Here is a 12,889-nt window from a genome sequence, read left to right on the forward strand (position 1 = left end):
TCCGCCACCACGTCGCCTTCGCGCACCGGGAACAGCGGCGATTTCGCGCGAAATCGTCTTTTGCCAGGCGTGCGGGGCGGCGATTTCGCGCGAAATCGCCGCCGATCGCACCCTGGCCACGCTGGCCACGCTGGCATGCTGGCCACGTTGGCATGCTGGCACGCGGGTGCCGGAGTCACCTTGCCGGCTCGCGCCGTCCCGCGTGCTGGATGAACAGCCCGGCCACCAGCAGCAGGGCCATCAGGATTCCCATCACCAGCACTGTGCCCGAGATGCCCAGACGGTCTGCCAGCAGCGCCGTCGCCACGAGCAGCGCGCAGCCCACGGCCGTCGCCGCCAGGATCGCGACGCCCGCATCGGCCGTCAGGGATTGCAGGATGCCCGTCGTCACCAGGTAGATGATCAGCGGGATCGCGACGGTCAGCGCCGCGGCGACGGCGCTCACGTGCGCCTTGTGGGCGCTGCTGTCGATCGCCACCTCCAGCCCGGCGCCGACCGCGGCGATCCCGGCGAACACCAGGTAGTGGCTGTAGCCCCAGGCCAACGGGGCGCTCAGCGTATTGCGCAGGTGCTCGACGGCGGAGTGCTTGAAGTAGGTCCACCACATCGCGAAGATCACCAGCAGCCCGCCGAAGCCGATCTCCAGCAGCTCCACCGACCAGCCGCCGTCGGCGACGTCCTCCTGGATCGCGGCGGTCACGGCGAGCACCACCTCGCCGAGCACGATGATCGTGAACAGCCCGTAGCGCTCCGCGATGTGGTCCGGGTGCCAGGCGGTCCGCCGGCGCTTCTCGGCGAATGCCGGCACCGCGAGTTCGGCCAGCACCAGCACCACGAATCCGACCTCCGCCCACGGGTGCGGCAGTGCCAAGCGCAAGATCCAGCCGACCTGCACCACGGTCACGCCGCCCGCGTAGCGCAGCGCGGCGGTGCGCCCCTCGGGATGTTGCCGGGCGGCGCGCAGCCACTGGGCGACCATCGCCACGCGCATCGCCACGTAACCGATGGTCACGATGGTGAAGTCGTAGTCGTGGAACGCCCCGGGCACCCCGGCGGCGAGCACGAGCACCCCGGCCATCTGCAGCAGCGTCAGCGCGCGGTAGGCCACGTCGTCGGTGTCGTAGGCGGAGGCGAACCAGGTGAAGTTCATCCACGCCCACCAGATCGCGAAGAACACCATGAGGTAACCGATGCCGGTGGTGGCGAAGTGGCCCCCGGCGAGCCCGTGGTGCAACTGCACGGCGGCCTGGCCGACGGCGGCTACGAAGCACAGGTCGAAGAGCAGTTCCAACGGCGTGGCCACGCGGTGCTGCTCGGCGGGGTCTCGCGCGACCATGGGACGCCGCAGGGGTGGGATGTGCTCGCTCATGGTCGAAATTGTCTTCGAAGGCGCCTCGAACTGCTAGGACGGCGCCCCAGCGGGTAGCCAGGTCACATGCCCGAATTGCCCGATGTAGAAGGATTCCGCCGGGTCGCGGAGCAGGCGACCGGCCGGCAGGTGCGCGAGGTGCGCGTGCACGACGCGCAGGTGCTGCGTGGTATCGGCGCAGATGCGTTTCAGCGCGCACTGCGGCGCAGGTACTTCGCCGAACCTCGGCGGCACGGCAAGTGGCTGCTGATCGCGACGGCGGCCGCCGCGAACGCCTCGCCTGCGCCGCCGACCTTGCTGCTGCACTTCGGGATGACCGGGAATCTCCAGTGGTGCGCCCACCGCGACGAACTGCACCGGCACGACCGGCTCGTGTTCGACTTCGCCGCGGGCGAACTCCGCTACCGGGACATGCGGAAGCTGACCGGGATCCACCTCGCGCGGGAGCAGGACGAAGTGGACGATCTGCTGGCCGAGCTCGGCCCGGACGCGCAGGAGGTCGGCGCCGACGAGTTCGCCGAGCGGCTCACCCGCACCCGGCGGCGCCTCAAGCCGGCCCTGATGGACCAGTCGGTGCTCGCCGGGCTCGGCAACATCTGCGCCGACGAGATCCTCTGGCGGGCCCGGATCGATCCGAACCGGTCCACCGCGGACCTGGTCGCAGCGGACCTCGATCGGCTGCACCGCGAGATGCGGGCGATGCTGCGGGAGGCCGTTCGCGTCGGCCGGGTTCCGGATGGTGCGTCCTGGCTGACCGGGCACCGCGACGAGCCGGACCGGCGGTGTCCGCGGTGCTCGTCGGCGCTGCGGCGGATGCGGATCGGCGGCCGCAGCACCTTGTGGTGTCCGACGTGCCAGCCAGCGTGACCAGCGGGAACCCAGGCCCGGTGTGCATGCGTTCATGCGGGTACCGGTAACCTGAAAATACTTCAGGGGGTCAGTGGCGGATCGGGGGGTCCGACCGCGCGGAGCCGGGTCCGGGGGTTGTGGCCCGGCTTCGCAGGGCCACCTTCCGCCCGCGGTCGTGCGATCGACGTGGCCTAGCGCACTGTTTACCGGTCGGTAACCGCTGTTTTTGGCATGATCTGCCGACGACGGCCGTGCGTCGGCAGCGCAGCCGGAAGCGGAAGGATCGGTGTGATGACGAAGATCGAACGCCTGGGAGTCATCGGCGGCGGGCAGATGGGCGGCGGCATCGCGGAGGTCGGCGCCCGAGCCGGCATAGACGTGATCGTGTGCGAGGTCAACGCCGAAGCCGCCCGAGTCGGCCGCGCCAAGCTGTGGAAGTCGCTCAACCGCGCGGTGCAGAAGGGGAAGCTCACCGAGGCCGAACGCGACGAGACGCAGTCCCGGCTGCACTTCACCACCACGCTCGCCGACCTCGACGACCGGGACATGGTCATCGAGGCGATCGCCGAGGACGAGGGGTTGAAGCTCGAGCTCTTCGCCGAGCTGGACAAGGTCGTGGCCGACCCGGAGGCGATCCTGGCGTCGAACACCTCCTCCATCCCGATCGCCAAGCTCGCCGCCGCCACCAAGCGCCCGCAGCAGGTCCTCGGCGTGCACTTCTTCAACCCGGTGCCGGTGCTCAAGCTCGTCGAGCTGGTGCCGTCGCTGTTGACCTCCGAGGTGACCGTCGAGCGGGCCGCGGCGTTCGCCACCGAGCAGCTGGGCAAGGAGACCGTCCGGGCCAAGGACCGGTCTGGGTTCATCGTCAACGCGCTGCTGGCGCCGTACCTGCTGTCGGCGATCCGGATGCTGGAGGGCGGTTTCGCCAGCGCCGAGGACATCGACAAGGGCATGGTGCTGGGGTGCGCCCACCCGATGGGCCCGCTGCGGCTGTCCGACCTGGTCGGCCTGGACACCCTGAAGGCCATCGCGGATTCGTTGTACGCGGAGTACGCCGAACCCACCTACGCGGCCCCGCCGCTGCTGCAGCGGATGCTCGACGCGGGCCTGAAGGGCAAGAAGTCCGGCAAGGGCTTCTACACCTACGACAACTGACCGGGCCCCGGATCGGGTGAACTGCGACGGGCCCCCCTTGCCGAGCGGGTTGGCCGAGCGGGTTGGCAAGATCCGCGTCGGTGCGGTCAGGGTTTTCAGTCGCCATCCGGGTCGGGTCTGCGACCGTCATGGCCAGCTGGCGGGTCAGCATCGCTTCGAAGTCGGCCCGGGGCATGGCGGCGTAGTCGTCGAGGTGGTCTCGGATGATCTTCCGCCAGGTGCTCGACGGCCAGGAGTTGTAGCTGACCGAGTCGATCAGCATCAGGCGCTGGACCCGGTCCGGGTGGCGGGTCGCGAAGATCTGGCCGACCGCGCCGCCGATGTCGTGCGCGATCAGCGTGCAGCGCCGGATTCCCCGCTGCGTCAGCACTTTCCGCCAGCAGATCCGCCTGGGCAGTGACCGAGGTGTCGCGGTTCGCCGGGCGTTCGGAGGCGTCGTAGGTCAGCAGGTCGTAGGCCAGGGCGCCGTGCCCTGCGGCGTCGATGGCCGGGATCACGTTGCGCCAGATGTGGGAATGCGACGGCGTTCCGTGCAGGAACACGACCGTTTCGCCGGTGCGCCCGGCGGTGTGCCGGTAGGCCAGCCGGGCCCCGTCGACGATCATGTGCTGTGCCAGGATCATGCCGAGCCTTCCACGGTGATGACGATCTTGCCGAAGAAGTCCTTGGCGCCGAAGATCTTCTGCGCTTCGGGCAGCTCCTGCAACGGGTACGTCTCGGCCAGCAGTGGTGTCAGCTCGCCGTCGGCGATGTGCTGCCGGAGCTGGGCGAAGTCCTCATGGGTGCCGAACGACGAGCCGATCAGCTGCAGCTGGCGGAGGTAGACCGTGCGCAGGTCCGTCTCCACTAGCGGTCCGGCGATCCCGCCGGCCACGACGTAGCGGCCGAGCGGCGCGAGCATCCGCAGCAGCACCGGGAAGCCCGGCCCGGCCACGACGTCGGCTACGACATCCACCCGGTCCGCAACGGCGCGCACCGCCGCCTCCAGGTCGGCTGCGCGGCGGTCCACCGTCGCATCCGCTCCGAGGCGCAGCGCGCGCTCCCGCTTCGCGGCGCTGGTGATCGCCACGACGCGCGCTCCGCGCAGCGTCGCGAGCTGGATCAGCGCCGAGCCGACTCCGCCGGAGGCACCGGTGACCACGACGGTCTCGCCGTCGCGGACGCCTGCCCGGTTCAGCATGCGCATCGCCGTCGCGTAGGCGGTGGGGAAGGTCGCCAGCTCCGCGTCGCTGAGGTCGCTGTCGATCGGGTGGGCGTTCTGGGCGGGCACGGTGGTGAATTCGGCGAATCCGCCGTCGCGCTCGCTGCCCAGGTACTCGGTGTCGACCAGTTCTCGTTCGCCGCCGGTGTAGAGCATCGGGTCGACGATCACCCGCTCGCCCAGCCGGGATTCGGGCACGTCCGCGCCGATCTGGTCGATTCGGCCGACCACGTCGGCGCCCTGGATCCGTGGGAACTCCAGCGGCTCCCGCCGCCAGCCCGCGCTCGCCCCGGGGTCGTCGGGGGAGCCGTACGCGCCCTCGCGGGTCCAGATGTCGGTGTTGTTGATGGCCGTGGCGGCGACCCGGATCCGCACCTCGCCCGGTCCGGCGTGCGGCTCTGGCACGTCCTCGCGGTACGCCAGCTTCTCCGGCCCGCCGAAGCCGGTGAGCAGCACTGCGCGCATTGGGAACACTCCGTTCTGGGTCCTCGTTGCGGCCAGGAGAGGTATACCGACCGGTATGGCTACCACCGTAGCCGCTCGCGGTCGGCCCATGTCAACCCACCGGTCGGTATAGTCTGGACGTGGAGATGTTGGAGAAGCTGACGCCGGCCGGGCGGCGGGTGCTGGACGTGGCGGCCGAGCTGTTCTACCGGCAGGGCATCCACGCCGTCGGGGTCGAGGCGATCGCCGCCGGGGCCGGGGTTACCAAGAAGACCCTGTACGCGTGCTTCGGCTCGAAGGACCAGCTCGTCACCGCGTACCTGGTCGAGCGGGACCAGCGCTGGCGAGCCTGGCTGCAGCGGTGGGTCGTCGAATCCGCGGCCCCGCCGCGGGAGAAGCTGCTGGCGGTCTTCGACGCGCTCGACGCGTGGATGGACCGCGCGGACTTCCGGGGCTGCGGATTCGTCAACGCCCTGGCGGAGACCCCGGATCCGGAGCATCCGGCCCACGCCGTGATCATCGGCCAGAAGCGGTGGATGCGGCAGTACTTCGAAGAGCTCGCCGCGGCAGCGGGATTGGCCGGCCCGGCGGACTTCGCGGACGGCGTCCTGCTGCTCTACGAGGGTGCGACGGTGGCCGCCTCGGCCGGTTTCCCTGACGCGGTCCGGAAAGCGCGCAGAACCGCGGAGATCCTCCTCAAGGCCTGATCAGTCCACTTCGGACACGATGGTGGTGCGCAGTGCGTCCACCGCGTGGCGGCGGTGTTCGTCGAGCAGCCGGACCAGTTCGCCGGCTCGGCGCTCCGCGACCGCCGCCACGATCGCGTCGTGTTCGTGGCGGACGCGCTCGCGGTTGGTGTCGGAGTTGTAGTACACCGCGCGGTAGGCGTCCGTGGCGTCCCAGAGCGTGCGCACGATGCGCAGCAGGCGGGGCATACCGGCGGGCTCCAGCAGCGCGAAGTGGAATCGGCGGTTCGCCGTGGTCATGGCCACCAGGTCGCCGCTGTCGGCGGCCTTCTCGACATCGCGCTGGGCGTCGGTGATCCGGGCCAGGTCGGCATCGCTGAGCCGCTCGGCCGCCACCTCCGCGGCCTCCGATTCGAGCAGCTCGCGCATCCGGTAGACCTCCAGCAGGTCGCTCAGCGACAGCTCGGCCACCGAGTAGCCGCGATGCGGCTGGTAGATCACCTGCCCCTCGGCCTCCAGCGTCTTCAGCGCCTCGCGCAGCGGAACCCGGCTCACGCCGAGGCGCTGGGCGATGGTGTCCTGCCGGATCGGTTGGCCCGGCGCCAGGTCGCCGGACACGATGGACTTCCGGAGCTCGTCGAGGACGAACTCCTGGGTGGTGGGTGGTCGCTGCATCCAGGCTCCCCAAGTTTTCGGGCGTCTTGACTGTCGCCCGATCAACTGTATATTGGATCCAAAATCGCGGTGAGGCAAGCCCCTTTTACGGTCACCGCGCTGCACTGGTATCGGTCGGCCGGTTCGCCGGCCTGCCGGGCGGAAGGGTGGGTGCATGGAGACGCTGCCGATGGACGGCGTGGTCGTCGCGGACTTCAGCCGGGTGCTGGCCGGCCCGTACGCGACCATGCTGCTGGCCGATCTCGGCGCGACCGTGATCAAGGTGGAGCGCCCCGGCGAAGGCGACGACACGCGCTCGTGGGGACCGCCCTGGACCGAGCACAGCTCCGCCTACTTCGAGTCGGTCAACCGGGGCAAGCGCAGTATCACCCTCGACCTAGCCGACCCGGAGGACCAGGAAGCCGCGCGCCGGCTCATCAGCCGCGCCGACATCCTGGTGGAGAACTTCAAGCCCGGCTCGCTGGCCCGCTACGGCCTGGACCACGAGAGCGCGCGGGAGCTCAACCCGCGGCTGATCTACACCTCGATCTCCGGGTTCGGCAGCAAGGAAGGCGCACGCCTGCCCGGCTACGACTTCGTCGTGCAGGCGCTCGGTGGGCTGATGAGCATCACCGGCGAACCCGAAGGCGCGCCGATGAAGGTCGGCGTGGCGGTGGTGGACGTGCTCACCGGCAAGGACGCGGCGCTGGGCATCATGGCCGCGCTGCGGCACCGCGAACTGACCGGCCACGGCCAGCACGTCGAGGTGAATCTCCTGTCCAGCCTGCTGGCGTCGCTGGCGAACCAGATGAGCAGCCTGCTGACGACCGGCATCGCACCGCAGCGGATGGGCAACCGGCACCCCAACATCGCGCCGTATGAGGCGCTGCGCTGCGAGGACGCGTTCCTGGCCGTCGCGGTCGGCAACGACGCGCAGTTCCGCAGGCTGTGCGAAGCGCTGGGGTTGGTGTCACTGGCCGGCGACCCGAGGTTCGCGACCAATGCGGAGCGGGTGGCCAACCGCGAGGAACTGGCGCGGCAGCTGGAAAACGTACTCGGCGCGCGGACCGCTGCGGACTGGCAGCAGCGCCTGCAGGGCGTGGGCATCGCGTGCGGCCAGGTCAACGACCTGTCGCGGGCGGTGCACTACGCCGAGTCGCTGGGGCTGCGGCCAATGGTCGATCCCGGCGGCGGAGCCGCGATGCAGGTGCGCACCCCCATCGACTTCTCCGACCACGGCAGCGCCGAGGTGACACCGCCGCCGCTGCTCGGCGAACACACCAAGGAAGTCCTCGCGTGGTTGGAGGACTCCGAGCAAGAGCTTTCCCCGCTCGTCTCAAGGAGGAGCCCGCAATGAGTGCCAGTGGAAAACGTCCCGCGTTCGACCCGCGCGATCCGCTGGGGATCGACGCCGAATTCACCCCGGAGCAGCTCGCGATCCGCGACAGCGTGCGCGCGCTGTGCCGGGACCACGTGCAGCCGCACGTCGCGGAGTGGTTCGAGCGCGGCGAGTTTCCGCAGGCCCGGGAACTCGCCCGGGAGCTGGGCAAGCTCGGCGTGCTCGGCATGCACCTGGAGGGCTACGGCTGCGCCGGACTGTCCGCAGTGGACTACGGAATCGCCTGCGAGGAGCTGGAGGCCTGCGACTCCGGCCTGCGCTCGCTGGTATCGGTGCAGGGTTCGCTGGCGATGTTCGCGATCTGGCGCTGGGGCTCGGAGGAGCACAAGCAGCACTGGCTGCCGCAGATGGCCGCGGGCGAGGCGATCGGCTGCTTCGGCCTGACCGAGCCGGACCACGGCTCCGACCCGGCCTCGATGCGCACCGTCGCGCGCCGCGACGGCTCCGACTGGGTGCTAAACGGCCGCAAGATGTGGATCACCAACGGCACGGTCGCCTCGGTCGCGGTGGTGTGGGCGCAAACCGACGAAGGGGTGCGCGGTTTCGTCGTGCCGACCGACACGCCGGGCTTCTCGGCGCCGGAGATCAAGCACAAGCTTTCGCTGCGCGCCTCGGTGACCAGCGAGCTGGTGCTCGACGACGTCCGGCTGCCCGCCGACGCGGTGCTGCCCGAGGTCACCGGCCTGCGCGGCCCGCTGTCCTGCCTCAACGAGGCGCGCTACGGCATCGTGTGGGGCGCGGTCGGCGCCGGGCGCAGCTGCCTGGAGGCGGCGCTGGACTACGCGACGACCCGCGAGCAGTTCGGGCGGCCGATCGGCGGTTTCCAGCTCACGCAGGGCAAGCTCGCAGACATGGCGGTCCGAGTCCAAAATGGACGGTTGTTGGCGCTGCACCTCGGCAAGCGCAAGGACGCCGGGCAGCTGGTCCCGCAGCAGGTGAGCTTCGGCAAGCTCGACAACGTCCGCGGCGCGCTGGAGGTGGCCCGCGCCGCCCGAACCATCCTGGGTGCCAACGGGATCTCGCTGGAGTACCCGGTGATCCGGCACATGACGAACCTGGAGTCGGTGCTGACCTACGAGGGCACCAGCGAGATGCACGCCCTCACCATCGGCCAGGCCCTGACCGGCCTGTCGGCCTTCCGCGGCTGAGATGCTCTCCGCAACTTCCATTGAAATCGAAGGTCTGATTTCCATTGAAATTGCGGGAGTTATCCACAACCTCCGGCGTGTCGTCGCCCGACACGCCGGAGGGCCGCAATTTCCATTGAAATCGGAGATCTGCGTTGCATCGGGCCCCTTCTCGCTTGGCCGTGGTGGCGGCCTGCGGGCATGGCACCGAGGCCACCGGGCCACGGCGACGTGAAATCGCGGTTCGGGCCTTACCGCAGCAGGGGTGGCAGGACTCGGTGGGTCCAGTCGGTGGCTCGTTCGTAGGAGTTGGCCAGCTGCAGAAGCGGCCATTCCGCGTGGTTTCGGCCGATCAGCTGGACTCCCATCGGCAACCCGGCCTCGTTGAACCCGACCGGCAGGCTGGCGATCGGGAGCCCGGACAGCGTCCACGGCGCGACCGTCTCCATCCACCGGTGGTAGGTGTCCATCGACCGGCCGGCGATCTCCTGCGGCCAGCGCTGGTCGACGTCGAACGGGAACACCTGCGCGCTCGGTGCGAGCAGGAAATCGTATTCGTCGAACAACCGCGACACCGCGGCGTACCACTCGTCCCGGCCGGTCAGGGCGCGTGCGATGTCGTCGGCGGTGAGCTGCTGGTAACCCTCGACCTCGAAGACCACCTCCGGTTTGAGCATCGCCCGGGTGGCCGGGTCGGCGTGCAGGTCGATGTTGTCGCGCCCGACCATCCACGAGCGCCACAGCAGGAAGGTCTCCCAGGCCTGCTCGACCGGCAGCCGGCGCGACACCGGCTCGACCTCGCAGCCGATCTCGGCGAAGGCGCCGAAGGCTTCGGCGCACAGGTCCAGCAGGCCCGGCTCGGTGGCCAGGTATCCGTCGAAGTCGCCGACCCAGCCGATCCGGGTGCCCTCGAAGTCGCGGTCCAGGCTGCCGGTGAACAACTCCGGATCCTGCTCGATGCTCAGCGGTGCACGCTTGTCCGGACCGGCCATCGTGGACAGCAGCATCGCGACGTCGCGCACCGTGCGCCCCATCGGGCCGACCACCGAGGGCTCGCTGAGGAATCCCTCGCTCGGGATGCGGCCGAAGCCTGGCCGCAGCGACACGAGGTTGCCCCATGCCGCGGGGTTGCGCAGCGACCCCATGAAGTCGCTGCCATCGGCGACCGGCAACATCCGTAGCGCCAGCGCGGCCCCGGCGCCGCCGCTGCTGCCGCCCGCGCTGCGCGTGGTGTCGTAGGCGTTGAGCGTGGTGCCGAACACCGGGTTGAAGGTGTGCGAGCCAAGGCCGAACTCGGGGACGTTGGTCTTGCCGATGACGATCGCGCCGGCGTCCCGCATCCGCCGCACGTGCAGGGCGTCGGTCGTCGCGAGGCTCTCGGCGAAGATCGGTGAGCCCTTCGTGGTGGGGAACCCCGCCGCGTCGGAGAGGTCCTTCACCGCGATCGGGAAACCGTGCATCCACCCCGCGCACTCGCCGCGGTCGAGTTCCTTGTCGCGCTGCCGCGCCTGGTCGATGAGCTCGGTCTCGTCGGCGCGGGAGACGATCGCGTTCACCGCCGGGTTGATCCGGTCGATGTGTCCGAGATAGGTCTCCATCGCCTCGACGCAGGAGATCTCCCGGCGGCGGATCAGCCAGGACAGCTCCACGGCGTCCAGCAGCACCAGATCGGGGATCTGCGACGCGGGGAGTCCGGAACCCGGTGCCACGGTCACGCTGTCCTCCTGTTGTCGATCAGCTCCACTGACCCTTGCGCCTCCGCGGGGTCGACGTCAACCCGGGTGCCTCCGGCCGGGGGAGACACGTCGGCCGGGGAGAGGCGTGCGTCACGTTAGCGTTGCTAAAAATTCTGTCGGTTCCCACGCTGGTAAGACCAGCACACCGCAAGCGCCGAGGAGGACGCATGCCCTCAGTGGCCGTCGCCGGGCAGGTGCCGCGGACCATCGGGATCCTGCGGGTGCTGTCGTCGGTGGCCGCGGTGGTCACGGTCGGGGTCTTCCCAGTGTTCCTCGTCGGCGGCATGGGCGTGCAGCTGCAGCAGGACCTCGCGTTCGGCGCGGCGCTGCTGGGAGTGGGGGCGGCCGGTTTCTTCGGCGTCGCATCGCTGTCGTCCCGGACGATGGGGTGGCTCGTCGAGCGGATCGGTGCCCGCCTGGGCATGCGGCTGGGCGCGCTGGGCAGCTCGCTCTGCCTGTTCGGCCTGGCCTGGGCACCCGATGCGCCGTGGCTGCTGGGGCTGCTGTGGGTGGCCGGACTGCCGAACTCGCTGGCGCAACCGGCATCGAACCTGCTGATCGCCCAAGGGATTCCGGCCAACCGCCGAGGCATGGGCTTCGGCGTAAAGCAGTCCTCCATCCCGGCCGCGACGCTGCTAGCGGGCGTCGCGGTGCCCGCCGTGGCGTTGACCGTCGGATGGCGGTGGGTGTTCGTGATCGCCGGGCTGGTCGGCCTGGTCGCCGCCGTCGCAGTGCCGCGGCTGCTGGACGCCGAGCGGCCCGTCATCAAACGCGGCGACACCGCCGGTCGCAACGACGCCCGGGGCGCGCTGCTGTTGCTGGCGATCTCCGGCGGCCTCGGTTCGGCGGCGGCCAACGCGCTCGGCGCGTTCGTCACCACGACGGCCGTCGAGGTCGGGTTCAGCCCGGCGGTGGCCGGGCTGGTCCTGTCGCTGGGTTCGGCTACCGGGCTGACGGTCCGGCTGTGCGCGGGCGTGCTCGCGGACCGCAAGAACCCGAACCTGCTGCGGGTGATCACCGCGATGCTGCTGATCGGCTCGATCGGCTTCGGACTGATGGCGGTGGATTCGCCGGTGGCGTTCCTGATCGGGGTGTCCATCGGCTTCGGCGCGGGCTGGGCATGGCCGGGGCTGCTGAACTTCACGGTCGCCAAGATCGCCCCGGACCGGGTCGCCAGCGCCACCTCGTTCACGCAGACCGGCATCTACCTCGGCGGCAGCCTCGGACCGCTGCTCTTCGGCATCTTCGCCGAGCAGGCCGGACTGGCGGGCGCCTGGCTGGCAGCGGGCATCGCAGCGATCATCGCGGGGGTCCTGCTGCTGTTCATCCGCCGCTGACCTACCGCGACGCCGCAATTCCCTTGAACCCGCCGGTTCGGTTTCAAGGGAAATTGCGTCACGAGTCAGTGCTTGCGGGCGACACCGCCGTGGAGGAGGCAGTAGGGCTGCTTCGCGGTCGTCCGACCGGGTTCGGGGCGCCAGTCCGACAGGAACGTCGTGCCGGGCCGCACGACCTCGAAGTCGCCGAACAGCTTCTCGATCCATTCCACTTCGCGCGGCTGCAACGGGTCTGCGGTCTCCGCGTAGTGGCCCGCGAGGATGCGCATCTCGTCCGGGGCGTGGCTGCCGGTCAGGTGCGAGATCACCAGGTGGCTGCGGGGGACCAGCGCGTCGCGGTAGGTCTCGACCAGCGCCACCGGGTCGTCGGAGTCGGGGATGAAGTGCAGCACCGGCGCCATCAGTAGCCCCACCGGCTCGGCCGGGTCGAGCAGTTCGGCGGCCTCCGGGGATTTCAGGACGGAATCCGGGTCGCGGCAGTCCGCCCGGATGATCTCGACGCGCGGCTCGCCGGCCAGCAGCGGCTTGCTGTGCGCGACGGTGAGCGGCTCATTGTCCACGTAGAGCACCCGGAAGTCGCGCGTCCGGCGCCGCGCCACCTCGTGCACGTGGCCGATCGTGGGGATGCCCGAGCCCAGGTCGATGAACTGGCGGACACCTTGCGCGAGCAGGTACTCCACGACCCGCCGGAGGAACGCCCGGTTCTCCCGGTATGTTTCGCCGATGTCCGGCAGCTCCCGTTCCAGTCGCTCCGCGAAAGCCCGCTCGCAGCCGAAGTTGTGGCTACCGCCGAGGAACGCGTCGTAGACCCGGGCGGCACAGGGCCGATCGATGTCCATCTCCCGGACGGGCGGGATGCGCGTGTCGACCATGATCGTCCTCCCCCTTTTACCCGGAATCGTACAGTAGTTAATCAGTGACTTAGCGTGTTT

At 70.0% G+C, this 12,889-nt stretch carries 11 protein-coding genes and 2 pseudogenes; 6 read left to right on the top strand and 7 right to left on the bottom strand.

Annotated features, from left to right (window positions below):
• Positions 1 to 175 precede the first annotated feature (175 nt).
• Entirely contained in the window at positions 176 to 1,369 is a 1,194-nt protein-coding gene (locus ACRXBZ_RS30870) for a low temperature requirement protein A (RefSeq protein ID WP_433882036.1), read from the bottom strand.
• Positions 1,370 to 1,435: 66 nt separating this feature from the next.
• Between ACRXBZ_RS30870 and ACRXBZ_RS30875 the strand changes: the two genes are divergently transcribed.
• Both ACRXBZ_RS30875 and ACRXBZ_RS30880 read left to right on the top strand, forming a co-directional pair.
• Complete coding sequence (locus tag ACRXBZ_RS30875; protein WP_433882037.1) at positions 1,436 to 2,236, top strand: Fpg/Nei family DNA glycosylase; 801 nt, start codon at positions 1,436 to 1,438, stop codon at positions 2,234 to 2,236.
• 273 nt (positions 2,237 to 2,509) lie between these two features.
• Complete coding sequence (locus tag ACRXBZ_RS30880; RefSeq protein WP_433882038.1) at positions 2,510 to 3,373, top strand: 3-hydroxybutyryl-CoA dehydrogenase; 864 nt, start codon at positions 2,510 to 2,512, stop codon at positions 3,371 to 3,373.
• A gap of 178 nt (positions 3,374 to 3,551) precedes the next feature.
• Here the strand turns inward: ACRXBZ_RS30880 and ACRXBZ_RS30885 are convergent.
• The 3 genes and pseudogenes from ACRXBZ_RS30885 to ACRXBZ_RS30895 form a co-directional block, all read right to left on the bottom strand.
• Positions 3,552 to 3,743: pseudogene (locus ACRXBZ_RS30885) on the bottom strand (alpha/beta fold hydrolase); the annotation flags it as partial.
• A gap of 40 nt (positions 3,744 to 3,783) precedes the next feature.
• Positions 3,784 to 3,996, bottom strand: a pseudogene (locus ACRXBZ_RS30890) (alpha/beta fold hydrolase); the annotation flags it as partial.
• Complete coding sequence (locus tag ACRXBZ_RS30895; RefSeq protein ID WP_433882039.1) at positions 3,993 to 5,039, bottom strand: alcohol dehydrogenase family protein; 1,047 nt, start codon at positions 5,037 to 5,039, stop codon at positions 3,993 to 3,995. The gene ACRXBZ_RS30895 and the pseudogene ACRXBZ_RS30890, both read right to left, overlap by 4 nt.
• A gap of 125 nt (positions 5,040 to 5,164) precedes the next feature.
• Here ACRXBZ_RS30895 and ACRXBZ_RS30900 point away from each other — a divergent pair, with 125 nt between their 5' ends.
• Complete coding sequence (locus ACRXBZ_RS30900) at positions 5,165 to 5,725, top strand: TetR/AcrR family transcriptional regulator (RefSeq protein WP_433882040.1); 561 nt, start codon at positions 5,165 to 5,167, stop codon at positions 5,723 to 5,725.
• Here ACRXBZ_RS30900 and ACRXBZ_RS30905 read toward each other — a convergent pair whose 3' ends face one another.
• Positions 5,726 to 6,379 carry a GntR family transcriptional regulator gene (locus tag ACRXBZ_RS30905; protein ID WP_433882041.1) on the bottom strand — a complete coding sequence of 218 codons (654 nt, stop codon included), beginning with the start codon at positions 6,377 to 6,379 and terminating at the stop codon, positions 5,726 to 5,728.
• Positions 6,380 to 6,533: 154 nt separating this feature from the next.
• Between ACRXBZ_RS30905 and ACRXBZ_RS30910 the strand changes: the two genes are divergently transcribed.
• Both ACRXBZ_RS30910 and ACRXBZ_RS30915 read left to right on the top strand, forming a co-directional pair.
• On the top strand, positions 6,534 to 7,715 hold the full coding sequence (locus ACRXBZ_RS30910) for a CaiB/BaiF CoA transferase family protein (protein ID WP_433882042.1): 1,182 nt from the start codon (positions 6,534 to 6,536) through the stop codon (positions 7,713 to 7,715).
• Positions 7,712 to 8,905: an acyl-CoA dehydrogenase family protein gene (locus tag ACRXBZ_RS30915; RefSeq protein ID WP_433882043.1), complete on the top strand. Its 1,194-nt coding sequence runs from the start codon at positions 7,712 to 7,714 to the stop codon at positions 8,903 to 8,905. Before ACRXBZ_RS30910 ends, ACRXBZ_RS30915 begins: the two co-directional genes overlap by 4 nt.
• Positions 8,906 to 9,135: 230 nt before the next feature.
• Here the strand turns inward: ACRXBZ_RS30915 and ACRXBZ_RS30920 are convergent, their stop codons facing one another.
• Positions 9,136 to 10,599: an amidase gene (locus ACRXBZ_RS30920; protein WP_433882044.1), complete on the bottom strand. Its 1,464-nt coding sequence runs from the start codon at positions 10,597 to 10,599 to the stop codon at positions 9,136 to 9,138.
• Between the two features lie 188 nt (positions 10,600 to 10,787).
• Between ACRXBZ_RS30920 and ACRXBZ_RS30925 the strand changes: the two genes are divergently transcribed.
• The gene (locus ACRXBZ_RS30925) at positions 10,788 to 11,957 is read left to right on the top strand and encodes an MFS transporter (RefSeq protein WP_433882045.1); all 1,170 of its coding nucleotides are present in this window, start codon (positions 10,788 to 10,790) and stop codon (positions 11,955 to 11,957) included.
• Between the two features lie 65 nt (positions 11,958 to 12,022).
• On the opposite strand, the gene ACRXBZ_RS30930 is transcribed toward ACRXBZ_RS30925, so the two are convergent.
• Positions 12,023 to 12,829, bottom strand: coding sequence for an SAM-dependent methyltransferase (locus ACRXBZ_RS30930; protein WP_433882046.1), 807 nt, complete (start codon positions 12,827 to 12,829; stop codon positions 12,023 to 12,025).
• Positions 12,830 to 12,889 lie beyond the last annotated feature (60 nt).

This window comes from Saccharopolyspora hattusasensis (assembly GCF_050972075.1).
GTDB classification, from domain to species: Bacteria; Actinomycetota; Actinomycetes; order Mycobacteriales; family Pseudonocardiaceae; genus Saccharopolyspora; species Saccharopolyspora hattusasensis.

Bases quoted from the DNA above. Each gene is read 5' to 3' on its own strand.
- ACRXBZ_RS30870 (WP_433882036.1), bottom strand. From the start codon at position 1,369: ATGAGCGAGCACATCCCACCCCTGCGGCGTCCCATGGTCGCGCGAGAC.
- ACRXBZ_RS30910 (WP_433882042.1), top strand. From the start codon at position 6,534: ATGGAGACGCTGCCGATGGACGGCGTGGTCGTCGCGGACTTCAGCCGG.
- ACRXBZ_RS30915 (WP_433882043.1), top strand. From the start codon at position 7,712: ATGAGTGCCAGTGGAAAACGTCCCGCGTTCGACCCGCGCGATCCGCTG.
- ACRXBZ_RS30880 (WP_433882038.1), top strand. From the start codon at position 2,510: ATGACGAAGATCGAACGCCTGGGAGTCATCGGCGGCGGGCAGATGGGC.
- ACRXBZ_RS30895 (WP_433882039.1), bottom strand. From the start codon at position 5,039: ATGCGCGCAGTGCTGCTCACCGGCTTCGGCGGGCCGGAGAAGCTGGCG.
- ACRXBZ_RS30905 (WP_433882041.1), bottom strand. From the start codon at position 6,379: ATGCAGCGACCACCCACCACCCAGGAGTTCGTCCTCGACGAGCTCCGG.
- ACRXBZ_RS30875 (WP_433882037.1), top strand. From the start codon at position 1,436: ATGCCCGAATTGCCCGATGTAGAAGGATTCCGCCGGGTCGCGGAGCAG.
- ACRXBZ_RS30900 (WP_433882040.1), top strand. From the start codon at position 5,165: ATGTTGGAGAAGCTGACGCCGGCCGGGCGGCGGGTGCTGGACGTGGCG.
- ACRXBZ_RS30925 (WP_433882045.1), top strand. From the start codon at position 10,788: ATGCCCTCAGTGGCCGTCGCCGGGCAGGTGCCGCGGACCATCGGGATC.
- ACRXBZ_RS30930 (WP_433882046.1), bottom strand. From the start codon at position 12,829: ATGGTCGACACGCGCATCCCGCCCGTCCGGGAGATGGACATCGATCGG.